Consider the following 17,061-nt stretch of genomic DNA (forward strand, 5'->3'; position numbering starts at 1 on the left):
TTCAGCTTTCGTCGCGCCACTGGGCGAGCACGGTGACGGTGCCAGGCGCGATCTCGGTATAGCCGGCGTCGCGCACCGCGAGCACCTTCCGCTCTTGCCAGGTCGCGGCTGGATCGCGAGGCTGGAGCGCCGCCCATTCCTCGGACTTCGCCGTCCGGACCGCGCAGCGGTAGCCGTCGTCCTTCCAGCGCGCGAGTTCTCGCTCCGCGAGCAACGCCGCGAGCAGCATGCTGCCGTGCCCCACCTGGGCCGCCGCCTTGCCGACGGTCATGGTGACCTCGGGATTGAGCAAGAGCAGCGGCATCCCGGCCGGAACGGCGCCCGGCTCGTCGTCGGGCAGGTCGCTGCCCGAGATCTGCAATCGCGTGACCTCCTTCGGCAGCTCGGCGACCCTGTCCGGCAGCAGTGCGCGGACCTGCGCGCCGCCGACCGTCACCGTGATACCCGGCAGGTTTTGTACCGCATGCCAGTGCGCGCCCCGCGCCCTGCGCGCGACCTTGCGGATGTGCCCTTCGAGCCAGGCGTGCACAGGTTCGTGCCATTCACCGCCCTGCTCGGCGCGTTCGTCGAGGCACACCGCGAGCGCCGCCGTCGCGGCGGCTTCGAGCAGCGCCGTGCGCGTCGGCGGTTCCGCCCGCTCCATGCGCAGCACAACCGGCATCGCCCGCACCTGATCGGGCGCGGCTTCCGGTTCGGCGGTCCGCTCGGCAGGCAAGCCGAGCCACGACGCGTAGCGCGCCGCCAGTGGTGCGAGAACGCCGCTCACGGGCGCAGCAGGGGCAGGCCGTCGGCGGCGTCGGCCGCCTCGACCTCGGACCTGGTGACCCCGAGCAGGAACAGCACCGCATCGAGGTAAGGATAGGAAAGCGCGGCGTCGGCGACCTCGCGGAGCGCGGGCTTCGCGTTGAACGCGATCCCCATGCCTGCCGCCGCCAGCATGTCGATGTCGTTGGCCCCGTCGCCGACCGCGACGCATTGGCTGACCGAGATGCCGTAGTCGGCGGCGAACCTGCGCAACGCGGTGGCCTTGCCCGCCCTGTCGACGATGTCGCCGACGACCCTGCCGGTGAGCTTGCCCTCGGCGATCTCAAGGTCGTTCGCGGCGGCGAAGTCGAGCCCGAGATCTTCGACGAGCCGGTCGATGATCCTGGTGAACCCACCGGACACGACACCACAGCGGAAACCGAGCCGCTTGAGCGTGCGGATCGTGGTCCTCGCGCCTGGAGTCAGCTCGATGGCGTCGGCGACCTCGTCCAATACCGTTTCCGGCAGGCCCTTCAGGAGCGCCACCCTGCGTTCGAGCGACTCGGTGAAGTTCAGCTCGCCCCGCATCGCGGCGTCGGTGATCTCCTTGACCTGCGGCTCGACTCCGACATACGCGGCAAGCATCTCGATGACCTCGCCCTGAATGAGCGTCGAGTCGACGTCGAAGACGACGAGCCGCTTCGCCTTGCGGGCAAGACCGGCCCGCTCGATGGAGAGATCCAGCCCTCCCCTCGAAGCGACGTCGGCGATGACCGAGCGCAGTTCGGCGTCGGCCGCCTCCGTGTCTTCCGCGACCGAAAGGTGGACTTCGAGACCGGTCACCGGATAGTCGGCGATGCTGCGGATCGTGTCGATGTTGGCGTCGACCCCGGCGAGCCTTCCGGCGACCTCGGTGACGGCACGCGCGGTCACCGGCCTGCCGAGCAACACCATGACGTGAGTGGAGCCGTGCTTGCCCTGCGCGAAGGGATCGGTGCCGATGGCGGCGCCGATGCGGACCTCGACGTCCATCGCGACCGTGGCCATGGCCTGCTCGACGGCTTCCTGTAGTGCCTCGGGATCGCTCTCGACGCCGACGAGCACGCCGAGCACGAGCTGGCCCCTGATCACGACCTGCTCGACGTCGAGAACCTCGACCCCGTGCCGGGTGAGAACGGCGAAGAGTACGGAAGAGACACCGGGCTTGTCCGGGCCCGTCGTGGTGATCAGAACCGGTGTCGCGGTGCTCACTGGAATCTCCTGTGGGTGGTGAAGACGACGAAGCCGGACGCGGAAACCCCAGATTAGGCTTACTCGCGTCCGGCTCCGTCGGCGATCACTGTTCGCTCGCGTTGTCCTTGTCGTGCCTACCGGGAATGGCCGCCTCGGTGAGCACTTCCGACGGTGCGTCCTTGGCCTCCGGGTGCGGAAGCGCCTTGCCCGTGAACGTGATGTGGCCTTCGCTGTGCAATCGCTCCACCATGTGTGGATAGTGCAGCTCGAACGCGGGCCGTTCGGAACGGATCCTGGGCAGCTCGGTGAAGTTGTGCCGAGGCGGCGGGCAGGATGTCGCCCACTCCAGCGAGTTGCCGTAACCCCACGGATCGTCGACCTTCACGATCTCGCCGTAGCGGTAACTCTTGAAGATGTTCCAGATGAACGGCAGCGTCGAGGCACCGAGAATGTAGGCGCCGATCGTCGAGATCGTGTTCAGCGTGGTGAAGCCGTCGGAGACGAGGTAGTCGGCGTACCGGCGGGGCATGCCCTCGTTGCCCAGCCAGTGCTGGACGAGGAACGTCATGTGGAACCCGATGAACGTCGTCCAGAAGTGCAGCTTGCCGAGCGGTTCGTCCAGCATTCGCCCCGTGAACTTGGGGAACCAGAAGTAGATCCCCGCGAACGTGGCGAACACGATCGTCCCGTAGAGCACGTAGTGGAAGTGCGCCACCACGAAGTAACTGTCCGAGACGTGGAAGTCGATGGCAGGCGCGGCGAGCAGCACACCCGTGAGCCCACCGAAGAGGAACGTCACGATGAAGCCGAGCGAGAAGAGCATCGGCGTCTCGAAACTCAACTGCCCCTTCCACATGGTGCCGATCCAGTTGAAGAACTTCACGCCGGTGGGGACCGCGATCAGGAAGGTCATGAAGGAGAAGAACGGCAACAGCACGGCGCCGGTCGCGTACATGTGGTGTGCCCACACGGCGACGGACAGCGCGGCGATGGCCAGCGTCGCCCACACGAGGCCCTTGTAGCCGAACACCGGCTTTCGGCTGAACACCGGGAAGATCTCCGAGACGATGCCGAAGAACGGCAACGCGACGATATAGACCTCGGGATGGCCGAAGAACCAGAACAGGTGTTGCCACAGGATCACCCCGCCGTTGGCGGGATCGAAGACATGTGCGCCGATTTGCCGGTCGGCCAGCAGCCCGAGTAGCGCGGCGGTCAGGATCGGGAACGCCAGCAGGATCAGGATGCTCGTGATCAGGATGTTCCAGGTGAAGATGGGCATCCGGTACATCGTCATGCCGGGCGCGCGAAGGCAGACGATCGTCGTGATCATGTTGACCGCACCGAGGATGGTGCCGAGACCGGACACCACGAGACCCGTGATCCACAGATCGGCTCCGGCGCCAGGCGAGTGGATCGCGTCCGACAGCGGGGTGTAGGCGAACCAGCCGAAGTCGGCGGCGCCACCCGGCGTCAGGAAGCCGGAGATCACGATCAGGCCGCCGAACAGGTACAGCCAGTACGAGAAGGCGTTCAGCCTGGGGAATGCCACATCGGGCGAACCGATCTGCAACGGCAGGATGAAGTTCGCGAAGCCGAAGAGAATCGGCGTCGCGTACAGCAGCAGCATGATCGTGCCGTGCATCGTGAAGAGCTGGTTGTACTGCTCTTGCGAAAGGAACTGCTGCCCTGGCACCGCGAGCTCGGTTCGGATCAGCATCGCCATCGCGCCGCCGACCATGAAGAAGGCGAACGACGTGACGAGATACATGATGCCGATTTGCTTGTGGTCCGTCGTGCGGAACAACCGCAGCAGGTACGAACCCTTCGCCGTCTCTTGCGCCGGATACGGGCGCGTCGCGATCGGCTTGGGGGCTACGGCCGTCACTCCTGCCTCCTGCACTTCAAGAACCCCGTGATCCTTGCGTCGCCACGGGCTGGGGGAGCCACGTTGGCTAGGGGGATCGTAGCCCGCGCCGTTTCCGGGCTTGCGCCCCGCCTGCAAAGATCGCCCCTCGACCCTCGCGCGGACCGCGCGCGGCAGAAGCGGGCGGCCACCGCTTCTCCACCCGAAGCCGAGGCCCGCTTCCGGGGCTCCCGATCAAAGGCGCAGGTAAAACTAGGTTCTGTAGTACTCACGGCTCCGTAGAACGCTCCGGCAGGGGGCACCGGAGGAAGTCGGGGGCGCCGCGCGGCCCGTTCGCGTCGCGGTGAAGCAAGCGGGCCCTTCACGTCCGGAAAACCGGTGAATACCTGGTCAGCGACCTCGTGGCCGGAATGACGTTAGGTGCGTCACGATACGGCCTCGATCGTCGTTCCCCGCAGCCAGTCCAGGACGGCGGCGGCGACCCGCTCCGGTGCTTCGAGCGGGGTCAGATGGCCAGCGCCGGGAACGACGACAAGCGTGGTCTCCCCTCCCGCGGCGCGGGACAATTCCTCCGCCGCGGCAGGCGGCGTGAGCGTGTCCTCCTCACCGACGACGACGAGCGTGGGCACCTTCGCCTCGGTCAGTGCCCGCGACGAATCGGGCCTTGCCGCCATCGCCCGCTGTGCCCACGCGACGCCTTCCGGGCGCTGGGACTCGATCAGCTCCCTGACCGTCTCGACGACATCGGGCCGCTCCCGCCTCGTCCGCTCACCGAGCAGACCGGGCAGCAACGCGTCGGCGAGCCAGTCCGTACCTTCGCGCTCGGCCCTTTCGGCCGCCGCGAGCCGGTTGAGCCGGGCCTCCTCGGCGTCGGCGGTCGCTTTGCTGTCGATGAACACCATCGCGCCGACCCGCTCGGGAGCCGCGCGCAGCACGGCGAGGGTGAGATAGCCGCCCATGGAGCAGCCACCGAGCACGACCTTGTCGAGTTCGAGCTTGTCGAGCAGCGCGATCACGTCCTTGGCCGCGTCGTCGAGACTCGGTGCCCGCTCGGTCTCCGGTAGCGGAGTTCGGCCGAGTCCCCGCTGGTCGGGCGTGATCAACCTGGTGCGTGCCGCCAGTCTCGCGCGCACCGGGTTCCACATGCGCGCGTCGACCGGATAGGCGTGCAGGAGTACGAGCGGAAGTTCTGCCATGCCCGCATTGTGTCCGAGAGCGGCGTCGACCGGGTGCCGCGCCGGTACTACCGGCGCCGGGTCGGGCCCCTTCGCGACCTCGCCTGCCAGCACGACCGGTGCCAATGCCGCCGGTCGGCCACCGAGCCCGCCTCGTCGGCAGGCCACGCGACCACGTGCGCGACGCCCGGCCGGATCTCGTGATCACAGCCGGGGCACCGGTATGTCTTGGTCGCCTGCGCGCCGGGGACCGTGCGCACGAGCCATTCGCCGTCGTCGCCCGACTCGGCGCTCGCCCAGCCGGTGGCGACGCCAAGGCCGGAAGGCACCTGCCGGTGGCGATTACGTCGGGGCATGGCACTCACGGTAACGCCGCGGCGCGTGCCGGAGATCAGCCGTAGGCCAGCGCGAGCGGCACGAGCTGTTCGGCGCTGGTGAACGATCCGTGCTGCCCGACGAGGCTCGATTCGACCGGTTCGGCGAGGCCACGCAGCATTCCCGAGCGGTCCCTCGCCGCCGCGACGACCTCCCCGATGCGCGGTAGCACCCTCGCGCTCACCCGTGGACCGAACCATCCCAGCTCGATCGCTTCCTCGCGTTCGAGGACCCAGGCCTTCGGCCCGAGCGTCTCCCGCCAGGCGGCGAGCACGTCGGGCGCGGCGCCCCGCTCCGGGTAGACGTGCCGGGCCCTGACCTCGCCCGCCAGCTCCCTGACGCCTTCGAGCAGCGCGGGTGTCTCGTCGATGTCGACCGTGGCCGACTCGTCGATCCTGATCATGCCGTGGTCGGCGACGACGGCGAGCAGAGCACCACCTGGAAGGCCCTCCACGATGGACTCGACAAGCCGGTCGACCTGGCGCAGTTGCATCCGCCACGCCGGTGAGCCTGGCCCATGCAGATGACCGATCGTGTCGAGCTGCGAGTGGTAGGCGTAGCAGAACGACCGCGCGGGACTCAGCGCGTCGAGCGTCGCGGAGGCGAGGTCGCCGAGCGCGTGCACGCCGACGTACGTGCCTCCCCTCAGCACCGCGCCGGTGAGCGCCGATTTCGCGTACTCGTAGGGAGATACGACGCTCGTGGTGATACCGGCTTCGCCCGCGAGGCTGAACGTGGTGGGCAGCGGTTGCAGTTCCGCCGACGGCAGCACGTGCCGCAGGTCCTCGCCGTCGGAATGCCTGCACCAGCGCAGCGCGTTCAGCACCCCGACACCCGGAACCTCGAAGGTGTAGCCGGTCATGCCGTGCTCACCGGATGGCACCCCTGTACCAATGGCCGCGAGTCCCGCTGCCGTCGTTGCCGGATAGCCGACCCGCAGCGGCGATCGGCTCAGCGCGCTCAGCACGGGAGCGTCGGCCGGGTGCTCGTCGAGCAGTTCCCAGCCGAGCCCGTCGACGAGCAGGACGGCGGCCCTGTCGACGCCGGGCAGCTCGATCGTCCCTGAGCTGCCCTCGACCCCGAGCGCGCCCAGCAGCGAGGGCACGACCTCGGCGAGATGGGGGATGTCACCGGCGACCACTGGCAGTTCCACGGAGCCAGCTTCTCATCGGAACGGCCGATGGCGACACTTCCCCGAGACCCGGCACTTCCCAGCGACTCGCCGCGCGGCGATAATCGGCGGCATGCCGACCTACGCCTACCGCTGCCGGGAATGCACCGGAACATTCGAGCTGAACCGGCCGATGAGCGAGTCGAGTGCGCCCGCGCGGTGCCCGGAGGGGCACGACGACACCGTCAAGCTGCTCACCACGGTCGCGCTCACCGGTTCGGCCTCCTCCGGCGCGGGCTTCCCTCGGGGAGCCGGAATGGGCGCCGGAATGGCCGGCGCCGGCGGCGGTTGCTGCGGTGGCGCCTGCGGCTGCGGCTGACTCCCGCGAGTCCCCCGCTCAGGACGCCGAGATCCGCACTCAGGACGCCGACATGCGCGTTCGCCGGGGCACATCACGTGTAGTCGCGGAACCCCTTGCCGGTCTTGCGGCCGAGCCGTCCCGCCGTGACAAGGTGCTCCAGTAGCGGCGCTGGCGCGAACCCCGCTTCCCTGAACTCGTTGTACAACGTCCGCTCGATCGCGAGCGACACGTCGAGGCCGACGACGTCGAGCAGTTCGAACGGCCCCATCGGCAGGCCACAACCGACCTTCATCGCCGTGTCGATGTCGTCGGCACCCGCGTAGTGCGCTTCGAGCATCTTGACCGCGTCGTTGAGGTAGGGAAACAGCAGCGCGTTGACGATGAAACCCGCCCTGTCGGCGCAGTGAACGGGGTGTTTTCCCAGCGTGGAGCACACGGCGTGCGCGGTGGCGACGACCTCGGGCGAGGTGGCGATCGTGGCGACCACCTCGACGAGCTTCATGACCGGAGCGGGATTGAAGAAGTGCATCCCGACGACGTCGGTCTGCCGCGAGGTCGCGGCGGCGCATTCGATGACGGGCAGTGACGAGGTCGTCGTCGCCAGCACCGCCCCCGGTTTGGCGATCTCGTCCAGCGCGGCGAACACCGCCTGCTTCACCGCCAGGTTCTCCGCGACGGCCTCGACGATCAGGTCCGCTTCGGACAGTTCGGCGAGATCGACGACGGGCGTGCACCTCGCCAGCGTCGCCTCGGCGTCCTCTTCGGACAACTTGCCCTTGACGACGGCCTTGTCGAGCGATTTCCCCAGCCTGGCAAGCGATGCCTTTGCCTTGTCCAGGTCACGTGCCCGCAACACGACCCGGTAACCGGACTTCGCGAACACCTCGGCGATGCCGGTCGCCATGGTTCCGGTGCCGACAACGCCGACGACCCGCACCGGCCTTGCCGGTGATGAATCCACAGTGGACGTATCGAGCCCCGGGGGGTCCGCGACGACGGTCGGAGAGTCCGGCGCGTCGTAGGTGTAGAACCCCTTGCCCTTCTTGCGGCCGAGCAGTCCGGCGGTGATCATCTGCTTGAGCAGCGGCGCCGGAGCATGCAGCCGGTTGCGCGACTGGTGGTACATCGTGTCGAGGATTTCGTAGGCCGTGTCGAGCCCGATGAGGTCGAGCAGGGCGAGCGGACCCATCGGGTATCCGCAACCGAACCGCATGGCGGCGTCGAGGTCCTCGCGAGTCGCGTACCGCTGCTCGTACATCCGCACCGCGTGGTTGAGGTAGCCGAACAGCAGGGCGTTGGCGATGAATCCCGCCCTGTCGCCGATGACGACCGGCTCCTTGCCGACGCGCCCCGCGAGAGCGACGACGTCGTCGATGACGTCGGGTTCCGTGACGACGGTGCGCACCACCTCGATGAACCGCAGCACGGGGGCCGGGTTGAAGAAGTGCATCCCGACGACCTTTCCCGGCCGCGTGGTGTGCACGCCGATCTCGGTGACCGAAAGCGACGAGGTGTTGGAGGCGAGAACGACGTCCGGCCTCGTGATCTTGTCCAGTTCGGCGAACAGCTCGGCCTTGAGTTCGAGACTTTCCGGGATGGCCTCGATGACGAGGTCGGCTTCGGCGAGGTCGGGAAGAGCGGTGCTGTAGCGGATGCGCCCGAGCAGCCCGGCTCGTCCCTCCTCGTCGAGCTTTCCCTTGCCGAGCGCCCTCGCGGTGGAATGCTCGATGTGCCCGCGCCCCCTTGCCATGCCGTCGGCGTCGATCTCGACGGCGATGACGGAAAGGCCGCTGCGGGCCAGCACCTCGGCAATGCCGGATCCCATCGTGCCGAGACCGACGACTCCGATGGTCTTGAAATCACGTGCCACGGCGACCTCCAGCGGTTACCGGCCGGTAATAACCACTGATGGTGCCACGCCTCGGCCCAACCGGCAGCACGGAATCGAATCAGCAATCGCTCAGGACTCGGGAAGCCTGGGCCACACCACCTTCGCCAGCGCCTCGGCGGGTTTGCACATGTCGCCGTCCTCCGGCCCCTCGACGTAGATCGAGACGACCTCGATCTGCCCCGTCTCGTGCTCCCCGAACGGCAGGTGCGGAGTATCGGCCACGCACGCGCCCGATTCGTACTCGAACACCGAACTCGGTCTTCCCGCGATGTCGTCGGGGTAGTAGCCCTCTTCGAGATACGACCTCGGCAGGTCCTGCACGGAGAATTCCAGCGAAACACTCAGCGAGTCGTCGTACTCGCCACCCCAGAAGCACCAGTGGCTCGTCGGCGGAGTCGATTGCGGCGCCGGTTCGCCGATGACCTCCTCGACCTCCTGCTCCGAGGTGAGGTCGCAGGCAGCCAGCCAGCCGAGCGATTCCGTACCGAATTCGAAATGTCCGATCCGGCTCGAACTGACAAAGGAACGAATACCGTTCACCGCGGCCTCCGACAGTTCGCACAACACACCGGATTCGACCTGCTCCTCCCGTTCCTCCACGCTCACCTGGATGTTCATCCCGTCGGGAAAGACCAGATAGTGCGCGCACCTTCCGGTTTCGCTGCTGTCGTACTCCTGAACGCGAAGCCCCCGCGGCCTGACGATCTCCTCGTCGGGTTCCTCGCTGGTTTCCGGTTCGTACGCGAGCGGTCCCAGCCGCATCCGCACGTCGATGTCGTCGGCGACGACATCGACGAAGCATTCGTCGAAACTGGGCCGCGAGTGCTCGACGTAGCCACCTGCCCTGCTCAACGCGTCGGCGTCGAGAACACTGCAATAGTCGACGGTCTCGAAATCTCCGAGTACGTCACTTGCCTTCAATGGCCGAACGTCGCCCGGTCCGGCTTCACCGCCGACCACGTTCGCGCATCCCGCGACCGCGACCGCGGTGAGAAGGACCCCCAGGATGATCTTGATTCGCACTCGAACAGTATCGACAGAACGCGAACCGATGTCACATCCCGAAGGTCCCTCGGCTCACTCGTCGAAATTCCGTTCCACAAGCGACTCGATTCGGCTGATCGCCTCCGCCGCCTGCGTTCCGGTGGCGCTGACGTCGATGCGATCGCCCTTGCGAGCGCTGAGCGACATCAACGCGAGCACACTGTGCCCATCGGCTTCCTGATCTCCCAGCCGGATTCGCACGTCGGCGTCGAGGCCCGCGATACCGCGCACCAGCAGGGCCGCCGGACGCGCGTGCAGGCCGACGTCGTTGCCGAGCGTCAATTCCGCCGTCTCAGCGCCTCCCGCGCTCTCCCGTGCCGCCTCGGATTCGCCACCACCAGCTGCCGATGAAGCGGCGGACGCGACTCCCGCCCTGTCCGCCCCGCCCTGCGCGGCGACAGCGGCGGCGACGGCACCCTCGACGAGCGGGGCCGCCACGACGACGGCCGTTCCGGGATCCGGCAGCGACTCCACGACCAGATCGGCGGTCATCTCGGCACTGCCGAGGTCGTACAGCAACACGACGCCGCCGCCCTCCTCCGCGCGCTCGACGGCGGCGAGCACCGAGTCGTAATCCGTGCCGATACCGCCGTCAGGCAAACCACCGGCAGGAACGACCTTGACGTCCGGAGCCATCTGCGCGGCCAGTTCCGCGACCCCCTCGGCCAGCTTGCCGCTGTGCGAGACGAGGACGAGCCCGACCCTCATCGGGCCGCCTCCGCGAACGCACGCAGCAGCAAGGCGGTCGAACGGGCGCCCGGATCAAGATGCCCGACGCCGCGTTCGCCGAGATAGGAAGCCCTTCCCTTGCGTGCGACCAACGGCACCGTCGAATCGGCTCCCTTGTCGGCGGCGTCAGCGGCGGCGGCCAGAACAGCGGCAATGCCATCGCCGACGGCGGCCTCAGCCGCGTCGACGGCTGGGCTCAGCGCGTCGACCATCGTCGCGTCACCGACAACGGCCTTTCCTCTCGCCACGACCCCTCGAAGGCCCGCGCGCAACGCGGTGAACACCGCCTCCGCGTCCAGTTCGGCACGATCGCCCAACGCCGTCGCCGCACGCAGGAACGCCGTTCCGTACAACGGCCCCGCGGCACCACCGACCTTGGAGATCAGCGTCGTCGCCGCGATCTTGAGTACCCCGCCGGGAGTCTCGGGCACCGCGGTGTCCAAAGTCGACACGACGGCGGTGAAGCCGCGGTTGAGGTTCTCGCCGTGGTCGGAATCGCCGATCGGCCGGTCGAGGTCGATGAGTTCGGCTCTGTGCTCCGCGATCGTCGCGGCCCCCGCCCTCAGCAGGTCGGCGACCTCGCGCGCGCCGCAGCCCATCACAGCCCCCATCGCAGCGCGGGAGTGTTGACCGGCGCGTCCCACAACTCGGTCAGCTCGTCGTCCATTCGCAACAGTGTCACGCTCATTCCCTGCATTTCCAGACTGGTGACGTACGGGCCGACAAGTCGCCTGACGACGCGGATTCCCCGTTCGGCGAGCAGCCGTTCGGCAATGCCGTGCGCGAGGTACAACTCGACGAGCGGGGTACCGCCCATCGAGTTGCTGAACAGCAGCACGTCGTCGCCATCGGCGAAGGGCAGGTCCTCGACAACGGCGTCGATCATGCGCGCGACGAGTTCGTCGGCCGGGCCCGTCTTGATCCGCTCCCTGCCAGGCTCGCCGTGGATGCCGATGCCGAACTCGACCTCGTCGTCGGCCAGCTCGAAGCTCGGCTCGCCGACATGCGGGACAGTGGGAGCGCTCAGCGCGACTCCGATGGACCTGACCTGGCCGATCACCTTGCGGGCCAAGGCTTCCACCGCGTCGAGCGAGTCGCCCCTTTCCGCGGCGGCACCGGTGATCTTCTCAAGCAGCACCGTGCCACCGACTCCTCGCCGCCCCGCCGTGAATGTCGAGTCGGCGACCGCGACGTCGTCGTCGATGATCACGCTGCGCACGTCGAGTTCGTCAGCGGAGGCCAGTTCGGCCGCCGTCTCGAAGTTCAGCACGTCACCGGTGTAGTTCTTGACGATCAGCAGAGCGCCGGAAGGGCCGGTCGTCGCCGAGACGGCGGCCTGGACGGCGTCGGGAGTCGGCGAGGTGAACACCGGCCCCGGCACCGCCGCGTGCAGCATTCCCTTGCCGACGAAGCCACCGTGCAACGGCTCGTGCCCCGAGCCGCCGCCCGAGATCACGGCCACCGTGTCGCGGACGGGAGCGTCGGCGCGGACGATGTGGTCCGGGTCGTACTCGATCCTGAGCAGATCGGCGTGCGCGGCGGCCATCCCGCGGAGCGAGTCGGCCACCACCGTCGCCGGATCGTTGATGATCTTCTTCACGCGCACCTCCAGCCACGACCATGTGTGAGGACGCTTCCAACCTAACCGCCGACGGTGGTGTCCCGCCAAACGATCCGGCCGCCGTTATGTGGAGGGCAGTTTCGGCACGACACCCTTGGCCATCGCCAGCGCGCCCTCGCACGACTTCTTCACGTCGGCGGCGTCGGAGTAGTCGTCATAGGAGACCGAGATGATCTCGCCCTCGTCGTCGCTGACGCCGAGGTGCTGCCACTCGACCTTGCACGAGCTGTTTCCGGAATCGGATGCCTGCTGGGTCGCCTTCACGCCGCGACCGAGGTCGACCGGCGTTCCCTCCTTGTTGTCCGGCGGGTAGCCGAGGCGCATCCTGACCGAAACCGACGGTCCCCTGCTGTCTCCCTGGTACCGGCACGCGTGCAAGCCGGAAGGGCTGCGCAGCGCGCCGTCGCCGAGCACCTTCGACACCGCCGATTCCTCGACACTCGCGCACGGGTCGACGGCGAGCGCCGTGCCTGCCCGCTGCTCGTACTGAGGCGGATCGGCGCGCACGGCCTGGATCACCTTCTGCAACACCGTGTAACCGGCGTTGCACGCGTTGCCACCGGGGTAGGTCACCTGCGTGGCGATACCCGCCGCGGGGCCACGGGAGGTCACCGCCGTGACGAAGCACGTCTCCTCGTCGAGCGGGTCCTCGATCAATGGAAGACCTTCGATGCCGCCCGTCGCGTTGTCAGTGGTCACCAGCGAATCGCCGAGGTTGAGCGAGATACCGACGGTCTTGCCGCCCGCGTCCTTGATGTTCGACGCCCTGCACTCACCCCAGTCCGACGCGTAGGGGTCCTCGGTCGTGCTGCCGACGTCGCCGAGCGTGTCCTCGGTGAGCAGCCCGCACGGATCGACCGTGCGCAGCGCCGAGGCGGCGACGGCCGGATCGGTGATCTCCCCGGTCGGAACCTCACCGGGTGAACTTCCGGGTTCGGCGGTAATGGTGGTCCGCTGGTAGTTGGACCGCGCCAGGTCCTCACCCGCACACCCGCTGACCAGACCGAGCGTGACGATGCCGAGCACGACCGCCGAACGACGAGCAACACGATTGAACACGAAGTGCACGCTATCGGGGCGTCGCCGCCACCACGCACACAACCTGGCTTTTACCGCTCCTGTCCTGGTGTGATGTCCGATTCCTCTTCGGTGTGTTCCGGCACCTTGATCGGCCGCCACTTCGCCCACGCGACGAACAGCGCGGCGAACACCAGCATGCCGATACCTGCCCACAGGTTGATGTTGACGCCTGCCGACTTCTCGATGTCCTCTTCGGTCATGAACCCGGCGCCGAGCACGGTGATCACAGCGCCGTAGACGCCGATCAGCAGAGCGATGATGAGCCGGATGTCGAAGACACCGGCGCCTCGGGAGCGAGACGACTCGTGAGCCATGGTCAGCGCCTCCTAGAAGATGATGTTCAGCACGATGGTGATGGCCAGCACGATCCCCGCGAGCAGACCGGGGTTGCGGTACCAGCCGGCGTCATCGCCCGATGTCGAGTGTTTCAGCGTCTCCTTCGGCGTCAGCGAGTACACCAGCCCGGCGAGCTGGGCCGCGGGCTTCGGCTGGGTCAGGTAGGTCGCCACCACGCTGACCACGATGTCGACGACGAACGCCGCGCCCGCACCGACGAACGAGGCGCCCTGGCCCGGCAGCTCCCACACCCCGGTCTCGGCGAGCAGGAAGACTCCCACCGCGGCGCCGGTACCGGTGACGAGGCCGAGCCAGCCGGCCGTCGGCGTCATCCGTTTCCAGAACATACCGAGGATGAACGTGGCGAACAGCGGCGCGTTGAAGAACGAGAAGAGCTGTTGCAGGTAGTCCATCAGGTTGCTGTAGGTGGAGGCGATGAACGCGGTTCCGATCGCCAGCACGGTGGCCGCCGCCGTCACGACCCTGCCCGTTCGCAGGTAGTAGTCGTCCGGTCGGCCCTTCTTGATGTAGGCCTGCCAGATGTCGTAGGTGAACACGGTGTTGAACGAACTCAGGTTCGCGGCCATACCGGCCATGAAGGACGCCAGCAGTCCCGCGATGGCGATGCCGAGCATGCCGTTGGGTAACAGGTCTCTCATCAACAGCAGCAACGCGTTGTTGAAGGTGGCCCCGCTCGGCGCCTCGCCCCCTTCCATCAGCGCGGCCTTGTTCTCGCCCATGAGTTCGGTGACCGTGACGCCCGCGATCATGCCGGGGATGATCACGATGAACGGCATGGCGAGCTTGGGGAAGGCGCCGATGATGGGGGTCCGCCTCGCCGCCGACATGCTCTTGGAGGCCATGGCCCTCTGTACCTCGACGAAGTTGGTCGTCCAGTAACCGAAGGACAACACGAAACCCAGTCCGAAGACGAGACCGAGCACGGAAAGGAAGTTGTCGCCGAATCCGGTGAGCTGATTGCCGGGCCACGAACTGAGCTGTTCGGCTCCGCCCGGTCCGCCGCTGACCTTGTCGACGAGCCCTTCCCAGCCGCCGACCTTGTAGAGGCCGACGATGGTCAGCGGCAGCAGGGCCGCGACGATGACGAAGAACTGGAGAACCTCGTTGTAGATCGCGGCGGAGAGGCCGCCGAGCGCCGTGTAGGACAGCACGATCACCGCGGCGAGGACGACCGACACCCAGATGGGCCAGCCGAGCAGCAGGTTGACGACGCTGGCGAGCAGGAACAGGTTGGCACCCGCGATGAGTACCTGTGCCAGCGCGAAACTGATGCCGTTGACGAGGTGTGCCGGTTTGCCGAACCTGCGCAGCATGAACTCGGGAACGCTGCGAACCTTCGAGCCGTAGTAGAACGGCATCATCACGATGCCGAGGAACAGCATCGCGGGTACCGCGCCGATCCAGAAGTAGTGCGCGGTCGGCATCCCGTACTCGGCCCCGTTCGCCGACATGCCCATGACCTCGATGGCTCCGAGGTTGGCCGCGATGAACGCGAGACCGGTCACCCACGCGGGCAGCGATCGGCCGGAGAGGAAGAAGTCGAGGCTGGTCGACACCTGCCTCCTGGCCAGATAACCGATACCGAGTACGAGGACGAAGTAGAACGCGAGCAGCACGTAGTCGACCGCGTTGGCGTCGAGCCGCAGGTTTGCCTCGGCCAGTACGTCCACGCCCCACCTCCAGAATCAACACCAGTCAACAACAACCACCAGGATTAACCTGGCGGCGAACATTACCGCACGATTTCACCGAGGTGAATGCCGCAGAGCAAATCGAAGTGGGTTGGTGACGATGTGTCCGGGAAGCTCGCGGAGAGTCCACCGAGTCGCACCCGATCCGGTGCCGTGCGAGATCCGCACCCAGGACGTCGAGATCCGCACCCAGGCGCGCGAGATCCGCACCCGGGCCACCGAGATGCGCGTTCGGGACGCCGACATCCGCGTTCGGGGCAGGTCAGGCCGTCGAGACAACGCGAACGGGCAAGCCGCACCCGTGAGCCCAGGCCCGCAACAGAACACAACAAGAAACAGCGCCACCCGGCGCCAGCAACCCCCGCTAGCCAGCCAGCGCGCGTTTCAGCGGCGTAGCCACCTCAAGTGGGGCCGTCAGCTCGAGCCGCAGCGAGAAACCGCCTCAGGTTCCGCCACCCGCACCGCCAAGCAGCCCAGCCACAAACCAGTCCTAGAAGAGGCGGAATTCGTTGGATTCGATGCCGCGTAGTGAGTCGTAGTCGAGAGTGACGCAGCGGATGCCGCGATCCTCGGCGAGCGTTCGAGCCTGCGGCTTGATCTGCTGGGCCGCGAAAACACCCTGCACCGGCGACAGCAACGGATCCCGGTTGAGCAGTTCGAGGTACCTGGTGAGCTGCTCGACGCCGTCGATCTCACCACGGCGCTTGATCTCGACGGCGACAGCGGCTCCGCCCGCGTCGCGGGCGAGGATGTCGACGGGACCGATCGCGGTCGGGTATTCCCTTCGCACCAGCGAATAGCCGTCGCCGAGTGTCGTGATGTGCTCGGCGAGCAGTTCCTGGAGGTGTGCCTCGACGCCGTCTTTGACGAGCCCCGGCTCCGCGCCGAGGTCGTGCTTCATCTCGTCGATCACGTTCTCGATGGTGATGACGAGCTTCTCGCCCGCCTTGTTCTCCACGATCCACAGGTTGCCGTCCTCGATGAGCCAGCACGGCGGGCTCATCCAGTTCAGCGGCTTGTAGGCGCGGTCGTCGGAGTGCACGGAGACCGAACCGTCCGACTTCACCAGCAGCAGGCGGGTGGCCATGGGCAGATGGGCGGTGAGCCGGCCGGCGTAGTCGACCTGGCACCGGGCAATTACGAGACGCACGATCGAGAGATTAGGCGAGTCGGGCCGACGGTAGCGGCAACGGGTGGCAGCACCCGGCAGAGACTAAACGACTTGGCAGACTCGTGGTGTGGACCCCATACAGCGCGTGTCGAGCCGCGAGGTGTACCGGAACGAATGGATGACCGTGCGAGAGGACGAAATCCGCAGGCAGGACGGCTCGCGGGGAATCTACGGCGTGGTCGACAAACCGCACTACGCGTTGATCATTGCTTCCGAAGGCGACCGGTTGCAGCTCGTCAGGCAGTTCAGGTACCCGCTCGGGTTGTCTCGATGGGAGTTCCCTCAAGGCACCGCGCCGGGAAGGGCCGATCAGGATCCGAAGACGCTGGCCGCGAGAGAACTTCGCGAGGAGACGGGGCTCGCCGCCGGTTCGCTTGTCGAACTCGGCGTGCTCGACGTCGCGGCGGGTATGTCGAGCCAGCGCGGAACCGCCTACCTCGCGACCGAGTTGACGCGGGGCGAGCCGGATCGCGAACCGGAGGAGCAGGACATGCTGGCCGCCTGGTTCTCCCGTGCCGACGTCGACAAGTTGATCACCAGCGGTGAACTCACCGACGCGCAATCGCTTGCGGCTTACGCTCTGCTACTTCTGCACGAACGAACGAGGTGAG

At 67.2% G+C, this 17,061-nt stretch carries 17 protein-coding genes; 2 read left to right on the forward strand and 15 right to left on the reverse strand.

All coding sequences use genetic code 11. From position 1 onward, the window contains the following. Position 1 precedes the first annotated feature (1 nt). The 6 genes from BAY61_RS25465 to BAY61_RS25490 all read right to left on the reverse strand — a co-directional run bounded on the left by BAY61_RS25465 (position 2) and on the right by BAY61_RS25490 (position 6,547). The gene (locus BAY61_RS25465; protein WP_091806883.1) at positions 2-766 is read right to left on the reverse strand and encodes a peptidyl-tRNA hydrolase; all 765 of its coding nucleotides are present in this window, start codon (positions 764-766) and stop codon (positions 2-4) included. After that, on the reverse strand, positions 763-1,995 hold the full coding sequence (serB, locus tag BAY61_RS25470; RefSeq protein WP_091806881.1) for a phosphoserine phosphatase SerB: 1,233 nt from the start codon (positions 1,993-1,995) through the stop codon (positions 763-765). The genes BAY61_RS25465 and serB overlap by 4 nt, the downstream gene beginning before the upstream one ends. An 85-nt stretch (positions 1,996-2,080) precedes the next feature. After that, complete coding sequence (ctaD, locus tag BAY61_RS25475) at positions 2,081-3,865, reverse strand: aa3-type cytochrome oxidase subunit I (RefSeq protein ID WP_091806879.1); 1,785 nt, start codon at positions 3,863-3,865, stop codon at positions 2,081-2,083. A 404-nt stretch (positions 3,866-4,269) separates the two neighbouring features. After that, positions 4,270-5,040, reverse strand: coding sequence for an alpha/beta fold hydrolase (locus BAY61_RS25480; RefSeq protein WP_091807450.1), 771 nt, complete (start codon positions 5,038-5,040; stop codon positions 4,270-4,272). Positions 5,041-5,087: 47 nt separating this feature from the next. Further along, positions 5,088-5,375 (reverse strand): hypothetical protein, encoded by a 288-nt coding sequence (locus tag BAY61_RS25485; RefSeq protein ID WP_091806877.1) that lies wholly within the window; start codon positions 5,373-5,375, stop codon positions 5,088-5,090. 35 nt (positions 5,376-5,410) lie between these two features. After that, the gene (locus BAY61_RS25490; RefSeq protein ID WP_091806875.1) at positions 5,411-6,547 is read right to left on the reverse strand and encodes an alkaline phosphatase family protein; all 1,137 of its coding nucleotides are present in this window, start codon (positions 6,545-6,547) and stop codon (positions 5,411-5,413) included. Positions 6,548-6,638: 91 nt separating this feature from the next. On the opposite strand from BAY61_RS25490, the gene BAY61_RS25495 reads away from it, so the two are divergent. Next, positions 6,639-6,884 carry an FmdB family zinc ribbon protein gene (locus tag BAY61_RS25495; RefSeq protein ID WP_091806873.1) on the forward strand — a complete coding sequence of 82 codons (246 nt, stop codon included), beginning with the start codon at positions 6,639-6,641 and terminating at the stop codon, positions 6,882-6,884. A gap of 73 nt (positions 6,885-6,957) precedes the next feature. Here the strand turns inward: BAY61_RS25495 and BAY61_RS25500 are convergent, their stop codons facing one another. From BAY61_RS25500 to nucS, 9 genes are all read right to left on the reverse strand, one after another. After that, complete coding sequence (locus BAY61_RS25500; protein ID WP_091806871.1) at positions 6,958-8,736, reverse strand: 3-hydroxyacyl-CoA dehydrogenase family protein; 1,779 nt, start codon at positions 8,734-8,736, stop codon at positions 6,958-6,960. 90 nt (positions 8,737-8,826) lie between these two features. Continuing rightward, positions 8,827-9,780: a hypothetical protein gene (locus BAY61_RS25505; protein WP_091806869.1), complete on the reverse strand. Its 954-nt coding sequence runs from the start codon at positions 9,778-9,780 to the stop codon at positions 8,827-8,829. A gap of 54 nt (positions 9,781-9,834) precedes the next feature. Beyond that, positions 9,835-10,509 carry a dihydroxyacetone kinase phosphoryl donor subunit DhaM gene (dhaM, locus tag BAY61_RS25510; protein WP_091806867.1) on the reverse strand — a complete coding sequence of 225 codons (675 nt, stop codon included), beginning with the start codon at positions 10,507-10,509 and terminating at the stop codon, positions 9,835-9,837. After that, positions 10,506-11,129, reverse strand: coding sequence for a dihydroxyacetone kinase subunit DhaL (gene dhaL, locus BAY61_RS25515; RefSeq protein WP_091806866.1), 624 nt, complete (start codon positions 11,127-11,129; stop codon positions 10,506-10,508). The genes dhaM and dhaL overlap by 4 nt, the downstream gene beginning before the upstream one ends. Next, positions 11,129-12,130 (reverse strand): dihydroxyacetone kinase subunit DhaK, encoded by a 1,002-nt coding sequence (dhaK, locus tag BAY61_RS25520; RefSeq protein WP_091806864.1) that lies wholly within the window; start codon positions 12,128-12,130, stop codon positions 11,129-11,131. The genes dhaL and dhaK overlap by 1 nt, the downstream gene beginning before the upstream one ends. Before the next feature lie 84 nt (positions 12,131-12,214). Continuing rightward, positions 12,215-13,210 carry a DUF3558 domain-containing protein gene (locus tag BAY61_RS25525; protein WP_143021389.1) on the reverse strand — a complete coding sequence of 332 codons (996 nt, stop codon included), beginning with the start codon at positions 13,208-13,210 and terminating at the stop codon, positions 12,215-12,217. 50 nt (positions 13,211-13,260) lie between these two features. Beyond that, positions 13,261-13,545 (reverse strand): hypothetical protein, encoded by a 285-nt coding sequence (locus tag BAY61_RS25530; protein WP_091806861.1) that lies wholly within the window; start codon positions 13,543-13,545, stop codon positions 13,261-13,263. A 12-nt stretch (positions 13,546-13,557) separates the two neighbouring features. Then, positions 13,558-15,258, reverse strand: a complete 1,701-nt coding sequence (locus BAY61_RS25535) for a sodium:solute symporter family protein (protein ID WP_091806859.1) — start codon at positions 15,256-15,258, stop codon at positions 13,558-13,560. A 511-nt stretch (positions 15,259-15,769) separates the two neighbouring features. Continuing rightward, positions 15,770-16,429: an endonuclease NucS gene (gene nucS / locus BAY61_RS25540; protein WP_091806858.1), complete on the reverse strand. Its 660-nt coding sequence runs from the start codon at positions 16,427-16,429 to the stop codon at positions 15,770-15,772. A gap of 88 nt (positions 16,430-16,517) precedes the next feature. Here nucS and BAY61_RS25545 point away from each other — a divergent pair, with 88 nt between their 5' ends. After that, the gene (locus BAY61_RS25545; RefSeq protein ID WP_091806856.1) at positions 16,518-17,060 is read left to right on the forward strand and encodes an NUDIX domain-containing protein; all 543 of its coding nucleotides are present in this window, start codon (positions 16,518-16,520) and stop codon (positions 17,058-17,060) included. The last annotated feature ends 1 nt before the right edge of the window (position 17,061 follow it).

Source organism: Prauserella marina, assembly GCF_002240355.1.
In the GTDB taxonomy this organism is placed as follows: domain Bacteria; phylum Actinomycetota; class Actinomycetes; order Mycobacteriales; family Pseudonocardiaceae; genus Prauserella_A; species Prauserella_A marina.

Bases quoted from the DNA above. Each gene is read 5' to 3' on its own strand.
- BAY61_RS25480 (WP_091807450.1), bottom strand. From the start codon at position 5,040: ATGGCAGAACTTCCGCTCGTACTCCTGCACGCCTATCCGGTCGACGCG.
- BAY61_RS25485 (WP_091806877.1), bottom strand. From the start codon at position 5,375: ATGCCCCGACGTAATCGCCACCGGCAGGTGCCTTCCGGCCTTGGCGTC.
- BAY61_RS25495 (WP_091806873.1), top strand. From the start codon at position 6,639: ATGCCGACCTACGCCTACCGCTGCCGGGAATGCACCGGAACATTCGAG.
- dhaM (WP_091806867.1), bottom strand. From the start codon at position 10,509: ATGAGGGTCGGGCTCGTCCTCGTCTCGCACAGCGGCAAGCTGGCCGAG.
- dhaL (WP_091806866.1), bottom strand. From the start codon at position 11,129: ATGGGCTGCGGCGCGCGCGAGGTCGCCGACCTGCTGAGGGCGGGGGCC.
- BAY61_RS25530 (WP_091806861.1), bottom strand. From the start codon at position 13,545: ATGGCTCACGAGTCGTCTCGCTCCCGAGGCGCCGGTGTCTTCGACATC.